The following is a 20,887-nucleotide window of genomic DNA, read 5'->3' on the forward strand; positions in this document are numbered from 1 at the left end:
CGGTCTTTGTCTAAAGGAGAAAATCATGGCGGTTGGAAACACTCCCTTTCCAGAGTTGCCCCCCCTAGAAGGGGTGCGCCTGGGGGTTGCAATGGCGGGTATCAAAAAGCCGGATCGTCGTGATGTAGTGGTGATTGAGCTGCCCGAGACCGTGGCGGTTTCAGGGGTCTTTACCCGTAATGCGTTCTGCGCAGCGCCCGTTTTGGTGGCCAAGCAACACCTCGAGCAGTGCCGGGCAGAAAACCGTTCGCCACGTTTTTGGCTGATTAACACTGGCAATGCTAACGCAGGTACGGGTGAAGCAGGGTTGCGGGATGCCAGGGCTAGCTGTGTAGAACTGGCTAAACAAGCCGGTGTATCTGAGCAGGACGTGCTGCCGTTTTCAACCGGCGTAATTGGCGAGCCGCTGCCGATGGAGCGTCTGCTTGCGGGATTGGCAGCGGCGCTTGAAAGCATGGCCAGCGACAGCGTTGCCTGGGAGCACGCAGGCCAAGGTATTTTAACCACCGATACTCGTGCCAAAGGCACCAGTGTCACGGTTGAAATAGGCAATCAGCAGGTAACGATTAACGGCATCACTAAAGGGTCTGGCATGATCAAGCCCAATATGGCTACCATGCTGGGCTTTGTGGTGACCGATGCAACTATCGAAGCACCGCTGCTGGATCGGCTACTGCGTGAAACCGTCGATCGCTCGTTTAACTGCATCACGGTGGATAGCGATACCTCTACCAATGACGCTTGTATGTTAGCAGCGACCGGCACAGGCCCCCGCATTGCCGATGAGGAACAGATTGCCGTTTTCAGCAACGCCTTGCAGCGTGTAATGACCGAGCTGGCGCAGGCGATTATTCGCGACGGCGAGGGCGCAACCAAATTCATTACCCTTCAGGTCGACGAAGCTAAAAGTCGTCAAGAGGCGCTCGATGTGGCCTTTACTGTTGCGCACTCACCGCTCGTCAAAACAGCGCTTTACGCTTCAGATGCTAATTGGGGGCGTATTTTGGCCGCGGTAGGACGAGCGCCTGTAAGCGACTTTGATGTCAACCGTGTGGTGATTGATTTAGGCGATGTACGTCTAGTTGAAAATGGCGGGCGTGCTGCAGGCTATACCGAAGCGGCAGGAAGCGCTGTCATGGCCCAGTCAGAAATTACCATTCGCATTAATTTGGGGCGCGGCGAGGAAAGTGCCACGGTATGGACTTCCGACCTCTCCCATGACTATGTGTCTATTAACGCGGATTACCGCAGCTAGTCAGTCTTCCCTGTGCGGGGCGTTGGTTGGCAGGGGTAGTGGGCATACGCAGCGAGATAGCACCGATGCCTTTAGCATTGGTGCGCGCAGTGGATAAAGACGTAACGAGTATATGAGTCTATGAGCATAAAGGTAAAACGACGGGTTCACGTCGCGGCGGCAGCGATTATCAGCGCCGATCAACAGCAAGTACTGATCGCTCGTCGGCCATCAAACGTAGATCATGGCGGGCTTTGGGAGTTTCCGGGCGGCAAACTGGCCCCTTATGAAACCGGCCTTGAAGGGTTAAAGCGTGAGCTGCACGAAGAGCTAGGCGTTGAGATCGTTTGTGCCCAGCCGTTGATTCGTGTCCACCATGAGTACCCCGACAAGCATATCCTGCTCGATGTATGGCAGGTGCATGAGTTTGCTGGCGAGCCCTTTGGTCGTGAAGGACAAGCGGTGCGCTGGGTGCCCATGAGCGAGCTCTCCAACTACCCCTTCCCGGCGGCTAATTTGCCGATTCTGCGAGCGGTAAGGTTGCCTACCGAGTATTTAATTACCGGGGAAGAATTGGATGAGGCGCATTTCGATGCGTTTTTGGAACGCGCGCTACGTGAAGACAAGATTCGCTTGGTGCAGTTGCGCGCCAAGCAGTTGGATGAAGCCGCTTATCTGGCCCGTGCCCAGCGTGCCTTGAGCCTGTGTCGTGAGCACGGCGCGCGACTGCTGCTCAATGGTGAGCCGACGCTGCTTGATCACATTGACGCTGATGGCATTCATTTGACCAGCGAGCGTTTGATGCAGCTTGAGCGTCGTCCGATTGCCGAAAACAAGTGGCTGTCCGCATCGACGCACAACCAAACGCAGCTTACCCAGGCGGCGGTGTTAGGCTGCGACTTTGTTAGCCTGTCGCCGCTGCGCACCACGCCGTCACATCCGGAAGTATCCCCGCTCGGCTGGCATGATTTCCAGCAGTTGGTAGAGCGCGCAGGTATGCCGGTGTTTGCGTTGGGTGGCATGACGCGTTTTGATGCCAATCATGCTCGTGCCGTGGGCGCTCAAGGGATTGCCTCGATCCGCGATTTCTGGAAATAACACACTAAACCAGAACGTATAAAGAGCGTTATGCAATGAAAAACCGCCTGCTTCGGCACTTAGCCAAGGCAGGCGTTTTTACGTTTTTATCTATAAGGCTAAGGCCAAGCCTAACTAATCGCGGTAGCGGCGAGTCAGATCCCCATAAGCGTCCACACGACGATCGCGCAGATAGGGCCAGATGCGGCGGGTATTTTCACTGCGCGCCATATCCAACTGAACGACTAACTGCTCAGTATCTTCCCCCGCATGGGCCAATAGTTCGCCTTGTGGTCCGCAGACGAAGCTGCCGCCCCAGAACTGAATGCCGTCTCCCACCCCAGAATGATCCGCCTCAAAGCCAACCCGATTGGCGACTAGAACCGGCAAGCCGTTGGCGACACCGTGGGCGCGCTGAATCAATGTCCAGGCATCTTTTTGGCGGCTCTTTTCTTCACCGACGTCATTGGGATCCCAGCCGATTGCCGTGGGGTAGAGCAGTAAATCGGCACCGGCTAGCGCCATAAGACGGGCGGCTTCGGGGTACCACTGATCCCAGCAGACCAAGACGCCGAGACGGCCCACGGATGTTTCGATCGGAGTAAAGCCTTCTCCGCGGGTGCTGTCATGATCACCCGGCGTGAAGTAAAACTTCTCATAAAACCCAGGATCATCGGGAATGTGCATCTTACGATACTGACCTATCAGGCCCTTGGCGCAGTCATAGACCACCGCAGTATTGTGGTAGAGCCCTGGAGCGCGGCGTTCAAATAGCGATCCAACCAGCACAATATTCAACTCTTTAGCGAGCGCCGCCAGGCGCTGGCCGGTAGGGCCATCCAGCGGTTCCGCTAGATCAAATAGGGCAGGGTCTTCAAATTGGCAGAAGTAGTGGGTGGCGTGCAGTTCTTGTAGCAGTACCAACTGCGCGCCTTGTTTAGCGGCGCTGCGGATACCTTCTTCGCTTGCTGACAGGCTTTGGGCTTTGTCCGGCCACGCGGGTTGCTGCACAACAGCGACGGTTAGGGTTGTCGACATGGTGACTCCTTTAGCAAATAGCGGTCGTGGCAAGCGTGCCTTGTGGAAGCTGCATGGTTAAGCAGTGCAGGCTGCCATGTTGGCGAATAACGCTTACACACTCAATCGGAATTAGCGTGTGCTCGGGAAAAGCAACTGCTAGCGCGTTCAGTGCAGTGACATCTGCTGGGTCGCTGTAGGTAGGCACCAGTACGGCCTGATTGATGATCAGAAAATTCGCATAGGTGGCGGGCAGGCGGTGGCCATCTTCCGGGTCAAAGCAGGCTTGGGGCCAGGGCAGTGGAATAAGCCGGTAGGGTTCACCATTGCGTTGCCGGAAAGCCTGCAGTTCTTGCTCCATCGCCGCCAAGGCCGCGTAGTGCGGGTCGTGGGGATCGTCACAACGCACATAGGCGATGGTGGTTGGGTTGCAGAAGCGTGCCAAGGTATCAATATGGCTGTCGGTATCGTCGCCTTCTAAATGGCCGTTAGCCAGCCACAGTACACGGTCAACGCCGAAGTCTTTACCAAGCTGCGCTTCTACCTCTGCTCGGGATAGTGTGGGATTGCGGTTGGGGTTTAGCAGGCATGCTTCGGTGGTGAGCAGCGTGCCTTCACCGTCGGTTTCTATACCGCCGCCTTCCAGTACCAGATTCCTCGAGGTCACCGGGCAGGCCCAGGCGCCCGCATCGGCAAGCCACTGGGTGAGCAAGTTATCGCGCTCGGCGGGAAATTTGCCGCCCCAGCCGGTAAACGTGTAATCGAGCAAGACACATTGGCCCTCCTCATCAACTACGCTGATCGGGCCATGATCCCGCGCCCAGGTATCGTCGGTGGGTGCGACAATAAGCTGCAGGCGTTCAGCGGGCACGCCGTAGGCGTTAAAAGTATCGGCCAAGCGCTGTTTGGTTAGCTCGTCTGGCACGCAAATCAACACGCGCTGATAGCGCGCAGTGGCAATCACAATACGTTCGAGAGTGGCTTCGATGCGTGCAAGCAGAGGCGCCCAATCGCCGTCTGGGCGTGGCCAGGTCAGTTGTATCCCATCTTGGGGATACCATTCGGGTAGCAAACGATACGTCATAAAAGCGCAGCCCCACGGTCAGCAGTAAATCGGCGCAATGTAGGGCGTGGCGGAGTAAGTTGCAAGCGTAACGTTTTTATTCTGAACGCTCACGGCGAAGGCCGCTCTAATGGCCGTTTGAACATGCAGAGAGACTAAAAAAACCGTACCATGAGCGCTTATTGATAAGGAATGACGCCATGCTTGATCGTTTGCCTTTTCTGGTGGGGCTGCGCTACGTGCGCGCTAAACGCCGGAACCACTTTATTTCGTTTATTTCGCTCACCTCGATGTTGGGGCTAATGCTGGGGGTCGCCGTACTTATTTTGGTGCTGTCGGTGATGAACGGCTTCGACCATGAGCTGCGCACACGTATTTTAGGCATGGTGCCCCACGCTAAAATTGAGTCCCGGGTAGGCATGGTGGAGTGGGAGACGTTAGCCGAAGAGTTGATGCAGCGCGAGCGGGTCATTGGCGCGGCGCCTTACGTTGAGCAGCAGGGTATGTTCTCCGTGGGCGGGCGTAATCAGGGGGCCATGGTCAATGGCATCAACCCGGAGTGGGAAGACCGAGTGTCGATTATTGGTGAGCACATGCGCCAAGGCGAATTGGCCGACCTGGTTCCCGGAGAGTGGCACGTGGTGCTGGGTTCAATGCTGGCGCGCAACTTGGGCGTTGGCGTGGGGGATCGAGTAACGCTGCTGGTGCCCGAAGCATCAATTACTCCCGCCGGTGTCTTTCCACGCTTAAAACGCTTTACCGTTAGCGGTATTTTTAGCGTCGGTGCTGAGCTGGACGCTAATTTGGCCTATGCCAATATTGAAGATATGCAGACCCTTGCGCGCCTGGGTGATGCGGTGGGCGGGCTTCGTCTACAGTTGGATGATCTGTTTGCCGCCAGTAGCGAGACCCAGGCGATTCTCAATGAGCTTGGCCCGGAGTATCGGGGCAGCGATTGGACGTTCTCTCAGGGTAATCTTTTCCAGGCGATACAGATGGAAAAGCGCATGATCGCACTGCTGTTAACTGTGATTATCGCCGTGGCGGCGTTTAATATCGTCTCGACGCTGGTCATGGTCGTCACCGATAAACGTGCGGATATCGCCATTCTGCGCACGATCGGTGCTAAACCGAGCTCGATTATGGGGATTTTTATTGTTCAGGGCATGGCTATCGGGCTGATCGGTATCGCTGTTGGTGTGGCCGTGGGTGTGCTGCTGGCGCTGACCATTGCGGATCTGATTGGTTGGGTGGAAGGAACACTGGGTATTCAGTTCTTGGATGCTGGGGTTTACTTTATTAGCGACCTGCCTTCTCGCCTGCAGTGGAATGATGTCAGTCGTATCGTTTTGGCCGCCTTTGGGCTGACGTTCCTGTCGACACTTTATCCCGCTTGGCGGGCAGCAAAAGTTCAGCCGGCGGATGTGCTGCGTTATGAATAACGGCTTCAGGAACAAGGATGACACGATGTCTATGAATTCGACGGCTATAAAATCTACGCGCATCAATACTGGGCAAGAGGCGGTGGTAATGCTCGATTGCCAGTCGTTGACACGAACCTACAGCGAAGGCCCCCAGGATCTGACGGTACTGGACAAGCTTAATTTGCAGGTGCGTGCCGGGGAACGGGTGGCCATCGTGGGCAGCTCGGGGTCAGGTAAGACAACGCTGTTAAACCTGCTGGGCGGTCTTGACCGCCCTAGTGAAGGCAGCGTCGTTATCGCCGGTGAGCCGCTATCAGGGTTGAATGAAGCGGCGCTTGGCAGCTTTCGTAACCGCTACATCGGGTTTGTGTATCAATTCCACCATCTGTTGGCGGAATTCACTGCACTCGAAAATGCGGCGTTACCGCTAATTATTCGCGGTCAGTCGAAAAAGGCGGCCGAGAAGCGGGCCATGCAGATACTCGAGCGGGTAGGCATGCAGCCGCGGGCGGATCATAAGCCGGGGGAGCTTTCCGGCGGGGAGCGCCAGCGCGTGGCGATTGCCCGTGCGCTGGTCACCGATCCTAGCCTGGTGCTAATGGATGAGCCCACGGGCAATCTGGATCAAACCACGGCGGCGACTATTTTGGCACTAATGGACGAACTGGCCAAAGAGAGCGCCTGTGCATTCGTGATTGTGACCCACGACGTTAGCCTGGCGGCCCATCAAGACCGCGTGCTTAAACTGGATGCGGGTAAGTTGGTCGAGCAGGCACCGGCGCTTTAACCGTCGGGTTCAATCATCAAACCTTATCGTCAAATTCTGCTTCTATCTGCGCACGCCGCTGCCGACGTATCTGGCGGCGGCGTTTCCAGTTATGGGAAACGTGCCAGCGCCAGATCAAGCGAATGCCAATATTGACCACGATGGCTAATATGACCGCTGTTACCAACGAGCCGACGATCAGTGGCGGCATAATGTCGTGCATCTGTTCGGCAATCCAGCGTGTTGAAATACGCGAGGGAGCCTCCCGCACGGGGGCGCCGAGGATAAAGGTGCCAATCCGGTAGTTGCCGTAAAAAATCAGCGGCATCGTTAATGGATTAGTAATCCACACCAAGCCCACAGAGAGGGCTAAATTGCAGCGTGTTAGGCGCGCGCCTAGCGCGGCAATGACCATCTGAAAGGGGATGGGCAGCATCGCGCAAAACACGCCCACGCTAAACGCATTGGCAACGCTTCGGCGAGTTAGAAGCCACAACCCCGGGTCTGCAATCAGCGGTGCCATAAAGCGTAGCGAGCGCTGTTTCCTGATAGTGTCGGGTTTGGGCATGTAGCGCTGCAGGAATCTGCGCGGCATGACGGATACTCTTGCCTATCGATGTGGGTCATTATCCATATAGAGCCACTCTTCGGCTATGCTAGGCCATTAATGAACATTCGCTGGAGGGCTCTATGCGGTTAGGTGTTGCCATGCCAGCGGCGCTTGCAGCACTCGCAGGAGGTGTTTTTGCTTGGTATTTCCACACCGCAGGAGTGACTCCAAACGCGTTTGGCTGGGTGTTGGTAGCCGCGTTGCTGGTAGTGGGGCGGTGCCCGCGATTTGCTATATGGCTGCTGATCGGCGCCTGGGTCTTCACTGGCGTACAAGAAGAGTGGGGGAGTCGCTTGCCGGCGGGGCTAAGCGGAGAAGATCTTGCCGTTGAGGCAACCGTGTTGACCGCCCAGCCGGCGGGTAAAGCCACGCGCCTGCTGTTAAGCGTTGATCAGTGTCAAAGCGCTTCGACTAGCCTGACACAACGGCCCAGCTGTTCCGCGCTCACCAAGGTACGCATTACCGCTTATAGCGATGTGCACTTTAGGCCCGGCGAGCAGTGGCAAATGACGCTTCGTTTGCGTCCTCCAAGTGGCTTTGCCAACCCTGATACCTTCAATTATGAGCAGTGGCTGTGGCGTGAGGGAATCCACGCCACGGGCTATTTGCGCCAGGAGCCAGCGCCGGTTCGGCTCTCTTCTGCGCGCCCTGCGTTGCGCCAGCTAGCGCTGGATTTTTTAGCCCGCCAGTCACTCGGCGATCAAACCAAGCGCTGGCTGGCAGCATTGACGTTAGGTGATAGCGAACAGCTAACCCAAGATGACTGGTCTCTGCTGAATGCCACCGGAACCACGCATCTGGTGGTGATTTCAGGCTTGCATGTCGGGCTGGTGGCCTCATTTGTACTGCTGCTAGCCAAGTCAGTCGCTCGGTTTACAACGCCCACCAACTGGCGTATGCGCACCTGGCCGTGGTGGTTAGCAGCGCTAGCTTGTGTCAGTTACGCCACTCTTGCCGGGATGGCGCCACCGGCTATGCGGGCGATGGTGATGACATTGATCGGGCTGTGGGTGCTGAGTGGTCGGCATGCGCCGGGGGCTTGGCAGGGCTGGTGGCTGGCACTCGCGCTGGTACTTATTGTCGATCCGCTAGCGCTATGGCGACCTGGCATGTGGCTATCGTTTGTGGCAGTGGCGTGGCTGATTATTATTTGGCAGGGGCGGCGACGCCCTCAAGGGATAAAGGGCTGGTGCTGGGCGCTGGTGAGATCGCAACTGCTGCTAGCCCCGCTAATGGCCGCCGCCGTATTGGTGGCCTTTGGGCGAGTCGCTCCCGCTGCCCCATTGATCAATTTAGTCGCCGTACCTTGGGTGAGCTCGGTGATGGTGCCCATCGCACTGCTGGGGTGGCTGCTGTCACCTCTGCCCATGGTGGGAGAGGCGGTATGGCAGCTGTTTGAGCAGGCGCTAAGCGTTTTCCACCTGTTGCTGACGCTGGTGGTGCAGCACTGGCCACTATGGGAACCTGATCGGTCGTTATCGTACCCGCTCGCCCTCGCACTGTTACTACTGTCGTTATGCTGGGGCCTGCCTGCCGTGCTGCCTAGTTTACGACTGGCAGCCTCCGCGCTGATCGTTGCGCTGCCCTGGTGGTCGCTTCCGTCATCGATTCCCCCCAACGCGCTCAGAGTCAGCGTCCATGATGTGGGGCAGGGGCAGTTGATAGAACTGCGTAGCGCGCATTATCGACTGCTCTACGACACCGGCCCCCGATTTCGTAGTGGTTTTATGCCTCTGGAAGCGCTTTGGTCACCGGGGCAGTTATTTGATCAAGTGTTAGTCAGCCACGCTGATAATGACCATGCGGGCGGTATCGGCGCATTGCTAGCCGATCATCGGGTCAAGCAGTGGATGGCTCCTGCGGGTGAGGCGCTGCCAGTTTCCGGTATTGATTGTCAGCGTGGTCAAACATGGCAGAGAGATGGGGTGCGTTACCGTATTCTCTGGCCGCCCGCGGGTGATAACGATTTATCTGCCAATGATCGCTCCTGCGTACTTGAGGTGAGCGCTGGTGAGCAGAGACTGCTGATTACGGGGGATGTGAGCACTGAGGTAGAGCGTCGCTTTCTGCGAGAGGTGGAACTGCCTGTTAGCGTTTTGGTGGCAGGGCACCATGGCAGCGGCACCAGTTCAGGTATCCAGTTCGTGCGTCACACCGTACCTGAACATGTGATATTTAGCGCCGGGCAGAATAATGCTTTTCAACATCCCGTAGATCCCGTCGTGCGCCGTTTCCGCCAGCAGGGCACCTGTCCATGGAGCACGGCGCATGACGGTGCACTGCGTTTTTGGCTAAAAGCGGCCCAACCCATCCAGGTCGAAACAACGCGACCATTGCCAGGACGACGCAACCAGTGTTGAAGCGCGTCGCCATCAGGTAGAATTCTCCGATTGCACACTATGGCCAGGAGCGCGTGTGACTGATTCAGGTTGGGGTATTTATAAGCGGTTGTTGGGCTATGTGAAGCCGCATTGGCGGGCTTTTGCGCTAGCGATAGTGGGCTTTGTGGTTTACGCCGCGTCGAGTACCGCGCTGGCGGAAATGATGAAGCGATTAATTGATGGCATTCAAAACCCAGATGCGGCGTTTCGGTTATTTCTACCGCTGTTTGTAATTATTATGTTTTCCGCCCGGGGATTAGGTACTTTTTTAAGCACCTACTTCATGGCTTATGTGGGCCGCTACGTGATTCATACCCTGCGTTGCGACGTGTTTGCCCATCTACTCCATCTGCCGGGCTGGTTTTTTGACCATCACTCTAGCGGTCAACTGGTATCGCGGGTGACCTACCACGTTGAGCAAGTCGCGGGGGCGGCCACCAAAGCGGTGACCATTATTCTCCGTGAAGGCCTGTTCGTCGTCGGTTTAGTGCTCTATCTACTCTGGACTAACTGGATGCTAACGCTGCTGTTTCTGGGCGTTACGCCGATCATTGCCGTGGTGGTGAGCTACGTCAGCAAGCGCTTTAGACGCATTTCAAAACGCATTCAGCACTCCATGGGCGATGTCACCCATATTGCCTCGGAAGCGCTGTCGGGCTATCGGGTAGTGCGCACCCACGGCGCAGAGCCGTATGAAAAGCAGCGCTTTGAGCGGGTAAGCGAAGAGAATCGCCGCCAAAGTATGAAAGAAGCCATGACCCGTGCGGTCAGTTCCCCTGTGATTCTGATGTTGGTGGCCATCTCCATGGCGCTATTGGTCTGGCTGGCCATGGCACCCTCGCTGATGGAGAACATGACGCCTGGTGAGTTTGTGGCCTTTATTACCGCGGCTGCCCTGATGATCAAGCCGGTACGTCAACTAACCGAGATTAACGGTGAAATTCAGAAAGGTCTGGCGGCCGCGTCAGAGCTTTTCGGGTTGCTGGATATGACCCCTGAAGAGGATAGTGGTAAACATATCGCCAGCCGTTTAAGCGGCGATGTCGTGATCGATCATGTTAGCTTCCGCTACGCCGACGATCAGCCCGAAGTCCTGCACGATATTAATCTGCGCATAGCGCCGGGCGAACTGGTGGCGATAGTCGGGCGTTCGGGAAGCGGCAAGTCCACTCTGGTCAGCCTGTTGCCGCGTTTCTATCGGCCCAGCCAGGGCAGTATTACTATTGATGGCATTAATGTTGATGAATACGCGCTTGGCCCACTGCGCCAGCAGATTGCCCTGGTGTCGCAGCAGGTGACGCTATTTAACGCCTCGATTGCCGATAATATTGCTTACGGGGTGGCCAATCCTGACCCCCAGGCTGTACAGGCTGCGGCTGAAGCTGCCTATGCCCATGAGTTTATCGATAAGCTCCCCAATGGTTATGCCACCACCGTGGGTGAAAATGGCGTGATGCTCTCGGGCGGCCAACGCCAGCGGCTGGCGATTGCCCGGGCGATCTTCAAGGATGCGCCGCTACTGGTGCTGGATGAGGCCACTTCCGCGTTGGATACAGAATCCGAGCGCTATATTCAAAAAGCCCTTGAGCGAGTCTGTGAAGGGCGCACCACGCTGGTCATCGCTCACCGCCTCTCCACCATTGAGCGGGCTGACCGGATTGTGGTGATGGATCAGGGACGTATTATCGAAGAGGGGTCGCATCAGGCGCTGCTGGATGCCGATGGCTCCTACGCGGCGCTGCATCAATTGCAGTTTCAAGAAGCGCCATGAGGCTATCGATATGAGCCTTTTGATATGAGTCTATCGTTATGAGCTTTGCCAAGAGAACGTTGGCGGAGCGCTGGCTGCAAGGCGCTTACCAGGGCAGCCGCTGGCTATCGCCGCTGAAGCCTTTAGGGGCGCTTTACCAGTGGGCCATGGCGCGGCGGGAGCGGGAGTACTCTAGCGGCAAAAAAGCCACATGGAAGGCACCGGTGCCGGTGATTGTGGTAGGCAATATTACTTTGGGGGGGACGGGTAAATCTCCGCTGGTGGCGTGGCTAGCTGGCTGGCTGGTGGCCCAAGGCTGGTCGCCAGGTATCGTTAGCCGCGGCTATGGCGGAAAAGCGCCGAGTTACCCGCTGCTGGTCACCGCCGATACGCACGTTGTCGAAAGCGGCGATGAGCCGCTGATGCTGGCACAGCAGACGGGATTGCCAGTGGCCGCAGATCCCAATCGCGTGCGCGGTGTTCAGGCACTGATCGAGAAGGGCTGCGATATTATCTTGAGCGACGACGGTTTGCAGCACTTGGCGCTGGATCGAGATATTGAGTTGGTGGTTGTGGATGGTGCCCGTGGATTGGGCAATGGGCGCTGCCTGCCCGCCGGGCCGCTGCGCGAGTCCCCCAGCCGGTTACAGCGTGTTGACGCGGTGATCATTAACGGAGACTCACCGCCTTCTCTGTCGATTACTCCGTCTATTATGCAGTCCGCCACCACTATGCAGCTAGCGCCGCTGTGCTGGCGCCGCCTTGATGACGGCGCACGTTTTCCGCTTGCGCCACTGCCGTTTACGCTGCCGGTGCACGCGGTGGCAGGTATCGGACATCCCGAGCGCTTTTTTCGTACACTCTCCGCGTTGGGTGTTGAGGGCGAGTGGCACCCGTTGGCCGATCACCAGCACTTTAGTGCGGACGCGCTAAGCTTTGCAGATACCCGCCCAGTGATTATGACCGCTAAAGACGCCGTGAAGTGTTACGCCCTGTCCCCGCCTAACAGTTGGGTATTAGATGTGGAGGCAACCCTTCCACCCGAATTTGAGTACTGGCTGGCAGCGCGGCTGTCGGCACTTTCCTAAAGGAGATAAGCGCATGGATAAGGAACTGCTGGCAATGCTGGTCTGCCCGTTGTGTAACGGTAAGCTGAAGTATGATCGCGAAGCTCAAGAGCTGCGCTGCCACTACGATGGCCTGGCCTATCCGATCAAAGAGGGGATTCCGGTGATGTTGCCGGAAGAGGCTCGCGTGATGGATGCCGATGAAAAGCTGCCTACTTCTCCAGGGCGTTCACCAGGTCGTTCTCAAGAGCGTTTAGGAGACGCTTAATGGCCGTCTTTGATGATATGGCTGATTTCAAGGTGCCTGATTTTACCGTCGTCGTACCTGCTCGCTACGGCTCTACCCGGCTGCCCGGCAAGCCCCTGCTTGATATTGCCGGGGAACCGATGGTCGCTCACGTATGGCGCCGTGCTTGCCAAAGCCACGCCAGCCGAGTGGTCGTGGCAACAGACGATAGCCGTATTCGTGATGCCATGCTGCCCTACGCCGCCGAAGTGATCATGACCCGAGACGATCACCCATCGGGCACCGACCGCTTAGCCGAGGTGGCTGATATATTGGCATTGACGGATGATGCGCTGCTGGTGAATGTGCAGGGGGACGAGCCGCTGATTCCTCCCGCGCTGATCGACCAGGTGGCTCTGCGCCTAGCCGACGATCCCGGAGCGTCGATAGCCACGCTGGCGGAGCCTATCAGTGACGTGGACACGCTGTTTAATCCCAACGTGGTCAAGGTGGTGCGAACGCTACAAGGCCGCGCGCTGTATTTCTCACGGGCCCCTATCCCCTGGGATCGTGAGCAGTTCAAAGCGCCGCCGACCATGCTGGCAACCGATGCCTGGCTGCGGCATATCGGCCTCTATGCGTATCGTGCCGGTTTTCTAGCTGCCTACCGGGACTGGCCAGCCTCTAGCCTAGAACAGCTTGAACAGCTCGAGCAGTTGCGTGCACTGCAGAATGGTCACGCTATTCAAGTGGCATTGGCCTGCGAAGTAAACCCTGCCGGTGTTGATACGGCCGAGGATCTAGCGCGGATTCGGGCGCTGCTGGCCTAGCACGGGTTCGGGCTCTGTTGGCTTAGTGCAGGGGCGGGCGCTGCTTGAGCAGCTCAGTTTGTAAGGAGCTATCGTGAAAGTATTATTTGTATGTTTAGGCAATATTTGCCGTTCACCGACTGCCGAAGGTATTTTTCGTCGTACTCTTGAGCGAGCGGGGTTGGCCGATGAGGTCGAGATAGACTCCTGCGGCGTCGGCAGTTGGCATGTGGGCAAAGCGCCAGACGCCCGCGCGCAGCAGGCAGCACTACTGCGCGGCATCGATTTAAGCGATCTGCGCGCCCGCCAGTTAAGCGAGCACGATTTTACCCAATTCGACTACGTGCTAGGCATGGATCAGGACAATTTACGCGCCATGCGCGAGCTGAAACCTGCCAATAGCCAGGCGCATGTTGGGCTGTTTTTAGATTTTGCTGGTACCCCCGGTGCTGAAGTCCCAGACCCCTATTTTGGCGGTGATGAGGGATTTGAGAAGGCTCTGGATATGATTGAAGCTGCATCAGAAGGGCTGATTCGACACCTTAAGCGAGAGCTGTAATGGGGCTGATGATGTGGCTGCACAGATGAATATTCTCAACAATGTCGATTTGTCCGCCGCTAATACGCTTAGGCTCCCCTGCCAGGCAGAGCGCTTCGCGTCACCAACGACATTAACAGCACTACGCCAAACGTTAGCCGAGGCACGCCATGAAGGCTGGCCCGTCACGCTGCTCGGTGGCGGCAGCAATGTTTTGCTTCCCGAGGCACTACCAGGTTTGGTGGTGCGGCCTGATTTGCAACAATACTGGCTCAGTCAGCGTCAAGGGCATGTGCTTGCCCACGTAGGGGCGGGGGTTAATTGGCATACGCTGGTGATGGCGACTGCTGCACGCGGCCTGTGGGGCATTGAAAATCTGGCGCTGATCCCTGGCAGTTGTGGTGCTGCGCCGGTGCAAAACATTGGCGCCTACGGCGTTGAACTTGCCGACACGCTGCAAGCGGTGCAGATAATGGAGCTTGCCACCGGGCGGGTGGATTGGCTAAGCGCGCAAGAGTGCGCTTTTGGTTACCGTGAGAGTATTTTTAAAGGCGAGTTGGCGAGTAGCGTGGTGATCACTCAGTTGGTATTGCAATTGTCACGCACGCCAGCACCTCGGCTTGGGTATGGCGATCTCGCCGTACGCTTAGCAAGCTCTCCCACGCCGCTGGCGGTAGCCGAAGCGGTATGTAGTATTCGACGCGAGAAACTGCCCGACCCACAGGTGCTGGCTAACGCGGGGAGCTTCTTCAAAAATCCGCTGGTAGCTGATGTGCTGGCAGCGCAGTTGTTGCAACAGCATCCTGCTATGCCCAATTTCCCCCAGCAGGGAGGGCAAACAAAGCTGGCGGCGGGGTGGTTAATCGATCAGTGTGGCTTGAAAGGGATGCGTGATGGTGCCTTCGCAGTGCATCAGCATCAAGCGTTGGTGCTGGTGCACTTTGGCGGCGGTGATCGTCAAGGCCTAATGAAAACAGCTAGCTATATCGCTGACCAGGTCGAGGCACGCTTTGGGGTGCGTTTAGAGCCCGAGCCGCGGTTAATTAATCCCTGTTAGTTAATCTCTATTAGTTAATTTCTATGCCCTGCCTCTAAGGTGCACATAACGCAAAAATCCCCGCCGAAGCGGGGATTTTTGTTACTACAATACGCGTGAACCGATCTATTCGGAGCGTGTGTCTTGCTGCGCCTGTTTGCGCTTCTCACGCGGGTCATTGTGGGCCCGTGTGCGACGGCGGCGCGGTTTAGGTGCTTCTTCCGTTGCTGCGGCTTCTGCGGGTGCTTCACTGGTGACCGGTTGAGCGGGCTGAGTGTCTGCTTCAACTGCAGTGGCTTCAGTCACAGGTGTTTCAGTCGCTGCTAGTTCGTCGCTGCTCTTTTCAGAGCTATTTGCAGAGCTATTTTCAGAACCATTTTCAGAACTATTCGGTTCAGCGCCATTCTCTTCAATGCTTCTGTCTTCAACGCTTCTGTCTTCACCGTTTGTGTCTTTAACACTCTTAGGCTCATCACCTTTTTCTGCACTGTCCTGCTGCGGCTCGCTGCTGGCAGGCTTTTCAGTTGAAGGGGCTGCGGCGACTCTCTCAGAAGTGTTCTCAGAAACATCTGGGTTTGCCGTTTCCTGGCGGGCTTGGATGCTAGCTGGCGCTTCGGGCTGATGCTCGTCGCTGCTTTGATCCGTACCCGCACTATTGAAAGGTGCAGGAGAGGCCGCCTCTTCAATGGTTGCGGCTGAATCAACGGCGCTGGCCGCAGGCGGTTCGACGGCTTCAGGCGCTGCCTGTTCGCTAGCACTGGGCTGCTGGCTATCGTCGGTTTTCCCACTTTCAGCTGGCTCTGCGTTCGCCTTGGCTGTTGCTGAGGTCACCTCAGATGGCGCTGACAGGTCTTCGCTGGCTGTGGCCTCCGGTTCGCTTGGCTTGGCAACGGCCTCATCCTGCTCAACGGTGCTGGCAGTTGACGTTTGCTCTGCCGGTGAAGCCGCTTTAGGCTGGCGGCGCTGGTGCGTCGACTTGCGCGCTTTAGCGTTTTCTGCCACGGGCCGGTCGGCGGTCGTTGCGTCGTCCGCTTGCTCGGCGTTGGATTCAGGCGCATCGGCTGCTGCCGCTTCTGGCTCAGCGCTATTCCCCGCGTCCGATCCTAATGCAATCGGTGCGTCATTTGTTGCTGCTTTAGCTACCTGTTCCTCTGTTGCAGGGGCTTCGTTCGGCTCTGGTGTCACTGCGCGCGCTTCATTCTTAGCCTCGGCCTGCAGTTTTAACTGCTCAGCTTCTGCCTGGGGATTGATCGCCTGGGTGCGCGTGCGGTTACGCGGATTGTTACGCGTACGCTTCGGCTTGCCGTCATCCTGTTTGGTCTCTAAGTTCTTTGACTCTGGGCTCTTGGCCGTGTCATCTCGCTGACTGTCGCGGTTTTTGTCACCACCATCGCGACGCGACTCTTTCTGCGCTGCGCTTTTGCCGTTGCTGCTCTCTTTGGAAGAGCTATCAGCCTGGTTCTCTTTGCGAGGCGCTTTGGCTGATTCTTGACCGTTAGCATCGTCCTGCTGGGGGTGACGACGACGGTTGCGTGTACGGCTGGGGCCGCTACGCTTATCACTACTGTCGTCACTGGCAGGACGCGGTGTGCTGCTGCGCTGCTCGGCTTTCTGTTCAGTTTTTTGTTCAGCTTTGGGCTCGGGGCGGGCGCTGTTATCGCTGCGCGACTCGTTACGGCTTGCGTTGTCGCCACGCGACGATTTTTGCCGCGGCTCGCTACTGCGTTGATTGGTTTTGCGCTCGCTTGGCTTGCGCGGAGAGGGTGTTTCAATCTTGGGCTCTGGTGTGGCTTCTGCACTGCTTTCGTCGCTACCGAGCAGTTTGGCGAAGCCACGGATAAAGCGCCCAATAACGCTGGGTTGCTCGCTGGCCACTGGTGCTGCTTTGGCCGCTGGAGCTGTAGCGGGCGCCTTCTCTTCCGTTTGCAGCGATGCCGGGGCGGGAGCGTTGTGGGTAACACTCTTGACGGCGGCTTCGGCGCGTTGAGCGGGCGGCACGAAGCTCGGTGCCGGCTCTTTGCCTACTTCGGTATCGGTGGAGAGCTCAAAGCTCGATAGGCTTTGAGTGTCATCCTCGTCCAGGTGGTCATCACGCAGCCGCTGCACGTCGTAGTGGGGCGTATCCATATCAGGATTGGGCAGCAGTACCACACGAACATTCTGGCGAGACTCTAGATCTGCCAGCACGCTGCGTTTTTCATTGAGCAGGTAAGTCGCCACGGGTACCGGTAGAATGGCGCGAATCTGCGCGCTATTCTCTTTCATCGCCTCTTCTTCAATCAGGCGCATGATAGAGAGGGAGAGCGAGCGAACATCGCGAATGGTGCCCTGGCCATTACAGCGCGGGCAGACCACGCCGCTGGTTTCCCCCAGCGAGGGACGCAGGCGCTGGCGGGACATTTCCATCAGGCCAAAGCGTGAAATACGCCCGATCTGTACCCGTGCGCGATCCAGCTTTAGGGCATCGCGCATGCGGTTTTCAACTTCACGCTGGTTGCGTGCAGGCCCCATGTCGATAAAGTCGATAACCACCAAACCGCCGATATCGCGCAGGCGCAGCTGGCGGGCGATTTCATCGGCGGCTTCAGAGTTGGTCTGCAGAGCGGTCTCTTCGATATCGCTGCCGCGGGTGGCGCGGGCGGAGTTGATATCGATGGAGACCAGCGCTTCGGTGTGATCAATCACAATCGAGCCGCCAGAAGGCAGCTTCACTTCGCGCTGATAGGCGGTTTCGATTTGTGATTCGATCTGGAAGCGCGAGAATAGCGGTACTTCGTCCGCGTAGAGCTTGATCTTCTGTTGATACGAGGGCATTACCTGACGAATAAAGCCCAGCGCTTCGGCGTGAATCTCAGGGCTGTCGATCAGTACTTCGCCAATGTCCTGGCGTAGGTAGTCGCGCATGGCGCGAATGATGACGTTGGATTCACGGTAGATCAGGAACGGCGCAGGGCGCTTGGCGGCTTCAGTGGTTATCGATTCCCACACCTGAACCAAGTAGTCCAAATCCCACTGGAGCTCTTCCGGATTGCGACCAATACCTGCAGTGCGCACGATCAGGCCCATTTTATCCGGCACGGTCAACTGACCCATGGCGTCTTTGAGCTGACTGCGCTCGTCGCCTTCGATACGGCGAGAAATGCCACCTGCACGCGGGTTATTGGGCATCAACACCAAAAAGCGACCAGCCAGGCTGACAAAGGTGGTTAGCGCGGCACCTTTATTGCCACGTTCCTCTTTATCGACCTGGACGATGACCTCTTGGCCCTCTTTAAGCACTTCTTTAATGCTTGGACGTCCGGAAACGTCTTTGACAAAGTACTCGCGAGAGATCTCCTTGAGGGGCAAAAAGCCGTGACGGTCGGCGCCGTAGTCAACGAAGGCAGCTTCCAGGGAGGGTTCTACGCGGGTGATTTTACCGCGATAGATATTGGCTTTTTTCTGTTCTCTTGCGCCGGATTCGATATCTAAATCGTATAGGCGTTGTCCATCAACTAAAGCGACACGCAGCTCTTCGGGCTGGGTCGCATTGATAAGCATCCGTTTCATAGTGTCTCGCATAGCGTTGCGTGCCGGCGAACTGCCTATTGGGGTGACGTAGGCGAATCGCTGGGTGCTGCGTGCTTGTGCTCGGCGCATTGCAATGCTGACGCGTCAAGCCGGGAAGGCGTCATCGCCAACCCGGCCGATAGGGCGTTGAGTACGTGGCGGAGGCAGGACGTGTTCCGGTGGCTGTCACGTCCATCCGGCCCTGCTGACACCGCCAACACCTGGCATTCATCGATTCACCAACGCCGGCCACCGGCACAGCGTTGAACTTTTCGCCCGGAGTCAGTCATCGCCCTGTGACGAATAAGGCGGAGCTGCTCAGGACGTGGCGTTGTTTAGTTGCTGCCTGCCGTTGAGGGCAAGGCTTATTCTCCTCTGCCGGCATAAAAAACGGGCGGCAGAGTTACTGCATTTTTAAGATCATCTTTTAATACTGGAAAACGGGCAATGCGTACACTGGTGCCGTTTTCGCGTTCAGGCCTGCGTGTTAGTCGGGCAGGCGCATTAACCAAGCTCAGCGGTGATGCTCTCTGCTAACAAATTTAATCAATTAGCTATCGAACAGCTAGTCACTAGCGCTAGACAAGACAGCTTTCTGCGCTTAGCTGGTGAACGATTTCGAATATAACAGTAAAGACTACGACCAGCAATTGACGCAATGCCCTTGGGTCTACGCTAGAATGCCGTTTTTAAGCAGGAGTAAGTAGTAATGTCCGAAGGGCGTGAAGTGCAGTGGGTGGATATCGCCCCGGAGCAAGCAGGGCAGCGAATTGATAATTTTCTGATGACGCGGCTTAAAGGGGCGCCACGCGCGCTCATTTATCGCATCGTGCGTAAAGGCGAAGTGCGCGTTAATAAAAAACGCGTGAAGGTGGATTACCGTTTGCAAGCGGGGGATTTAGTACGCGTTCCGCCGCTGCGTTTGGCGCCTCGCGAAGCGGTGAAGGAAGTCAGTGATAATTTGCGCGACCTACTGGTAGGCAGCGTTATTATGGAAGGCCCCGATTGGATGGTGCTTAATAAACCCTCTGGTTTGGCAGTGCATGGCGGCAGCGGGGTTAAAATTGGTTTAATAGAAGCGCTGCGTCAAGTGCGCGATGATCTGAGCTTTCTGGAACTGGTTCACCGTTTGGATCGCGATACGTCTGGCTGTTTGCTGCTGGCCAAGTCGCGCGATGCGCTGGTGACGCTGAACGAGTCGCTGAAAAAGCACGGTATGGATAAGCGTTATCTGGCCCTGGTCAGTGGGCGCTGGCCAGCGCGGAAAACCTATGAGAGTGCTCGGTTAGACCGCTTTGATGCCGGTAACGGCGAGCGGAGGGTAAGGGTAGATCCCAACGGAAAAGTGTCACGCACCCACTTTTCGGTAGTCGAAACCTTCGAAAAAGTAACCCTTATAGAGGCTGAGCCGGTCACGGGCCGTACCCACCAGATTCGCGTACATGCCGCCCACGCAGGCCATGCGTTATTAGGTGACGATAAGTACGCTACCCGTGAAAGCGGTCTGCTCACCAAGCAGTTGGGGCTGGGGCGTTTGTTCCTCCATGCGCGAGCACTGACCTTTCCTGAGCCCACTAACGGCCGCCCGGTTACCGTCAAAGCGCCGCTGCCAGAAGCCTTGGAAGAAGCGCTCAAGCGCGCCCGTCAATAACTTCTTTTTCACCGCGTTGCCTTTTACAGGGAGCTGCCATGCAGTACGAGCTAATTATATTTGATTGGGACGGCACCTTGATGGACTCAGTGCCGCGGATTGTGTCGTGTATGCAGGCGGCTGCTTTGGAGGCCGAGTGGGGGGCGCTTTCAGCGGCGGAGGTGGAAGATATTATTGGCCTGGGGCTGCCCGAAGCAATTGCCAAGCTCTGCCCAGGTATATTGCCTGCTCAGGCCGAGCGGCTTCGCGAGCGTTACGCGCACCATTTTGTGCAGGCTGATACCACGCCAATGGCGTTTTTTAGTGGTGTTGAAGCGCATATCGCCCGTTTGCGCGGGCATGAGCAACAGCGTTTAGCAGTGGCAACGGGTAAAAGCCGTCGCGGGCTTGACCGTATTTTTACTGAGACCGGCAGCGGCGCGTGGTTTCATGCCAGCCGTACCGCGGATGAAACCCGCTCCAAACCGCACCCGCAGATGCTTTCAGAGTTGCTGTCTGAGCTTGCGGTGCCGGTCGAGCGGGCGGTGATGGTCGGCGATACTGAGTATGACTTGGAAATGGCTAGGGCGATGGGGATGGATCGGGTGGGGGTAAGCTATGGGGTACATACGCGTGAGCGCCTGGCAATGAGCGAACCCAAGTGGATTGCCCATAGCGTAGACGAGCTTTTTGATCGGTTATAAGGACAT

General features: G+C 56.9%; 17 protein-coding genes. 13 read left to right on the forward strand and 4 right to left on the reverse strand.

Annotated features, from left to right (window positions below; translation table 11 throughout):
• Window positions 1-25: 25 nt before the first annotated feature.
• Window positions 26-1,255: a bifunctional glutamate N-acetyltransferase/amino-acid acetyltransferase ArgJ gene (gene argJ / locus HZU72_RS04715; protein WP_180090756.1), complete on the forward strand. Its 1,230-nt coding sequence runs from the start codon at window positions 26-28 to the stop codon at window positions 1,253-1,255.
• A gap of 120 nt (window positions 1,256-1,375) precedes the next feature.
• Window positions 1,376-2,332: a Nudix family hydrolase gene (locus tag HZU72_RS04720; RefSeq protein ID WP_180090757.1), complete on the forward strand. Its 957-nt coding sequence runs from the start codon at window positions 1,376-1,378 to the stop codon at window positions 2,330-2,332.
• Window positions 2,333-2,446: 114 nt separating this feature from the next.
• Here HZU72_RS04720 and HZU72_RS04725 read toward each other — a convergent pair whose 3' ends face one another.
• Both HZU72_RS04725 and HZU72_RS04730 read right to left on the reverse strand, forming a co-directional pair.
• On the reverse strand, window positions 2,447-3,349 hold the full coding sequence (locus HZU72_RS04725) for a carbon-nitrogen hydrolase (RefSeq protein ID WP_180090758.1): 903 nt from the start codon (window positions 3,347-3,349) through the stop codon (window positions 2,447-2,449).
• A 10-nt stretch (window positions 3,350-3,359) separates the two neighbouring features.
• Window positions 3,360-4,412, reverse strand: coding sequence for an agmatine deiminase family protein (locus HZU72_RS04730; RefSeq protein WP_180090759.1), 1,053 nt, complete (start codon window positions 4,410-4,412; stop codon window positions 3,360-3,362).
• Window positions 4,413-4,591: 179 nt separating this feature from the next.
• On the opposite strand from HZU72_RS04730, the gene HZU72_RS04735 reads away from it, so the two are divergent.
• Together HZU72_RS04735 and HZU72_RS04740 are read left to right on the forward strand one after the other, a co-directional pair.
• Window positions 4,592-5,833: a lipoprotein-releasing ABC transporter permease subunit gene (locus tag HZU72_RS04735; protein ID WP_180090760.1), complete on the forward strand. Its 1,242-nt coding sequence runs from the start codon at window positions 4,592-4,594 to the stop codon at window positions 5,831-5,833.
• A 31-nt stretch (window positions 5,834-5,864) separates the two neighbouring features.
• On the forward strand, window positions 5,865-6,602 hold the full coding sequence (locus HZU72_RS04740) for an ABC transporter ATP-binding protein (protein WP_180090802.1): 738 nt from the start codon (window positions 5,865-5,867) through the stop codon (window positions 6,600-6,602).
• A 16-nt stretch (window positions 6,603-6,618) separates the two neighbouring features.
• On the opposite strand, the gene HZU72_RS04745 is transcribed toward HZU72_RS04740, so the two are convergent.
• Window positions 6,619-7,176: a DUF2062 domain-containing protein gene (locus HZU72_RS04745; RefSeq protein ID WP_180090761.1), complete on the reverse strand. Its 558-nt coding sequence runs from the start codon at window positions 7,174-7,176 to the stop codon at window positions 6,619-6,621.
• Window positions 7,177-7,271: 95 nt separating this feature from the next.
• Between HZU72_RS04745 and HZU72_RS04750 the strand changes: the two genes are divergently transcribed.
• From HZU72_RS04750 to murB, 7 genes are all read left to right on the forward strand, one after another.
• Window positions 7,272-9,551, forward strand: a complete 2,280-nt coding sequence (locus HZU72_RS04750; RefSeq protein ID WP_180090762.1) for a DNA internalization-related competence protein ComEC/Rec2 — start codon at window positions 7,272-7,274, stop codon at window positions 9,549-9,551.
• Window positions 9,552-9,606: 55 nt separating this feature from the next.
• Window positions 9,607-11,343 carry a lipid A export permease/ATP-binding protein MsbA gene (gene msbA, locus HZU72_RS04755; RefSeq protein WP_180090763.1) on the forward strand — a complete coding sequence of 579 codons (1,737 nt, stop codon included), beginning with the start codon at window positions 9,607-9,609 and terminating at the stop codon, window positions 11,341-11,343.
• A 38-nt stretch (window positions 11,344-11,381) separates the two neighbouring features.
• Window positions 11,382-12,410, forward strand: coding sequence for a tetraacyldisaccharide 4'-kinase (gene lpxK, locus HZU72_RS04760; protein WP_180090764.1), 1,029 nt, complete (start codon window positions 11,382-11,384; stop codon window positions 12,408-12,410).
• 13 nt (window positions 12,411-12,423) lie between these two features.
• Window positions 12,424-12,657 (forward strand): Trm112 family protein, encoded by a 234-nt coding sequence (locus HZU72_RS04765; RefSeq protein ID WP_180090765.1) that lies wholly within the window; start codon window positions 12,424-12,426, stop codon window positions 12,655-12,657.
• On the forward strand, window positions 12,657-13,445 hold the full coding sequence (gene kdsB, locus HZU72_RS04770; RefSeq protein ID WP_180090766.1) for a 3-deoxy-manno-octulosonate cytidylyltransferase: 789 nt from the start codon (window positions 12,657-12,659) through the stop codon (window positions 13,443-13,445). The genes HZU72_RS04765 and kdsB overlap by 1 nt, the downstream gene beginning before the upstream one ends.
• A 73-nt stretch (window positions 13,446-13,518) precedes the next feature.
• Entirely contained in the window at window positions 13,519-13,983 is a 465-nt protein-coding gene (locus HZU72_RS04775; RefSeq protein ID WP_180090767.1) for a low molecular weight protein-tyrosine-phosphatase, read from the forward strand.
• A gap of 13 nt (window positions 13,984-13,996) precedes the next feature.
• The gene (murB, locus tag HZU72_RS04780; protein ID WP_286901703.1) at window positions 13,997-15,019 is read left to right on the forward strand and encodes a UDP-N-acetylmuramate dehydrogenase; all 1,023 of its coding nucleotides are present in this window, start codon (window positions 13,997-13,999) and stop codon (window positions 15,017-15,019) included.
• Window positions 15,020-15,124: 105 nt separating this feature from the next.
• Here the strand turns inward: murB and rne are convergent, their stop codons facing one another.
• Entirely contained in the window at window positions 15,125-18,547 is a 3,423-nt protein-coding gene (gene rne, locus HZU72_RS04785; RefSeq protein ID WP_180090768.1) for a ribonuclease E, read from the reverse strand.
• Window positions 18,548-19,256: 709 nt separating this feature from the next.
• On the opposite strand from rne, the gene HZU72_RS04790 reads away from it, so the two are divergent.
• Both HZU72_RS04790 and HZU72_RS04795 read left to right on the forward strand, forming a co-directional pair.
• Window positions 19,257-20,198 carry an RluA family pseudouridine synthase gene (locus tag HZU72_RS04790; RefSeq protein ID WP_009286408.1) on the forward strand — a complete coding sequence of 314 codons (942 nt, stop codon included), beginning with the start codon at window positions 19,257-19,259 and terminating at the stop codon, window positions 20,196-20,198.
• A gap of 38 nt (window positions 20,199-20,236) precedes the next feature.
• Window positions 20,237-20,881, forward strand: a complete 645-nt coding sequence (locus HZU72_RS04795; protein WP_180090769.1) for an HAD family hydrolase — start codon at window positions 20,237-20,239, stop codon at window positions 20,879-20,881.
• The last annotated feature ends 6 nt before the right edge of the window (window positions 20,882-20,887 follow it).

It is taken from the genome of Vreelandella sedimenti, assembly GCF_013416325.1.
Taxonomy (GTDB): domain Bacteria; phylum Pseudomonadota; class Gammaproteobacteria; order Pseudomonadales; family Halomonadaceae; genus Vreelandella; species Vreelandella sedimenti.

Coding starts and splice junctions, on each gene's coding strand:
- argJ (WP_180090756.1), top strand. CDS start 26: ATGGCGGTTGGAAACACTCCCTTTCCAGAGTTGCCCCCCCTAGAAGGG.
- HZU72_RS04720 (WP_180090757.1), top strand. CDS start 1,376: ATGAGCATAAAGGTAAAACGACGGGTTCACGTCGCGGCGGCAGCGATT.
- HZU72_RS04725 (WP_180090758.1), bottom strand. CDS start 3,349: ATGTCGACAACCCTAACCGTCGCTGTTGTGCAGCAACCCGCGTGGCCG.
- HZU72_RS04730 (WP_180090759.1), bottom strand. CDS start 4,412: ATGACGTATCGTTTGCTACCCGAATGGTATCCCCAAGATGGGATACAA.
- HZU72_RS04735 (WP_180090760.1), top strand. CDS start 4,592: ATGCTTGATCGTTTGCCTTTTCTGGTGGGGCTGCGCTACGTGCGCGCT.
- HZU72_RS04740 (WP_180090802.1), top strand. CDS start 5,865: ATGAATTCGACGGCTATAAAATCTACGCGCATCAATACTGGGCAAGAG.
- HZU72_RS04745 (WP_180090761.1), bottom strand. CDS start 7,176: ATGCCGCGCAGATTCCTGCAGCGCTACATGCCCAAACCCGACACTATC.
- HZU72_RS04750 (WP_180090762.1), top strand. CDS start 7,272: ATGCGGTTAGGTGTTGCCATGCCAGCGGCGCTTGCAGCACTCGCAGGA.
- lpxK (WP_180090764.1), top strand. CDS start 11,382: ATGAGCTTTGCCAAGAGAACGTTGGCGGAGCGCTGGCTGCAAGGCGCT.
- HZU72_RS04765 (WP_180090765.1), top strand. CDS start 12,424: ATGGATAAGGAACTGCTGGCAATGCTGGTCTGCCCGTTGTGTAACGGT.
- kdsB (WP_180090766.1), top strand. CDS start 12,657: ATGGCCGTCTTTGATGATATGGCTGATTTCAAGGTGCCTGATTTTACC.
- rne (WP_180090768.1), bottom strand. CDS start 18,547: ATGAAACGGATGCTTATCAATGCGACCCAGCCCGAAGAGCTGCGTGTC.
- HZU72_RS04790 (WP_009286408.1), top strand. CDS start 19,257: ATGTCCGAAGGGCGTGAAGTGCAGTGGGTGGATATCGCCCCGGAGCAA.
- HZU72_RS04795 (WP_180090769.1), top strand. CDS start 20,237: ATGCAGTACGAGCTAATTATATTTGATTGGGACGGCACCTTGATGGAC.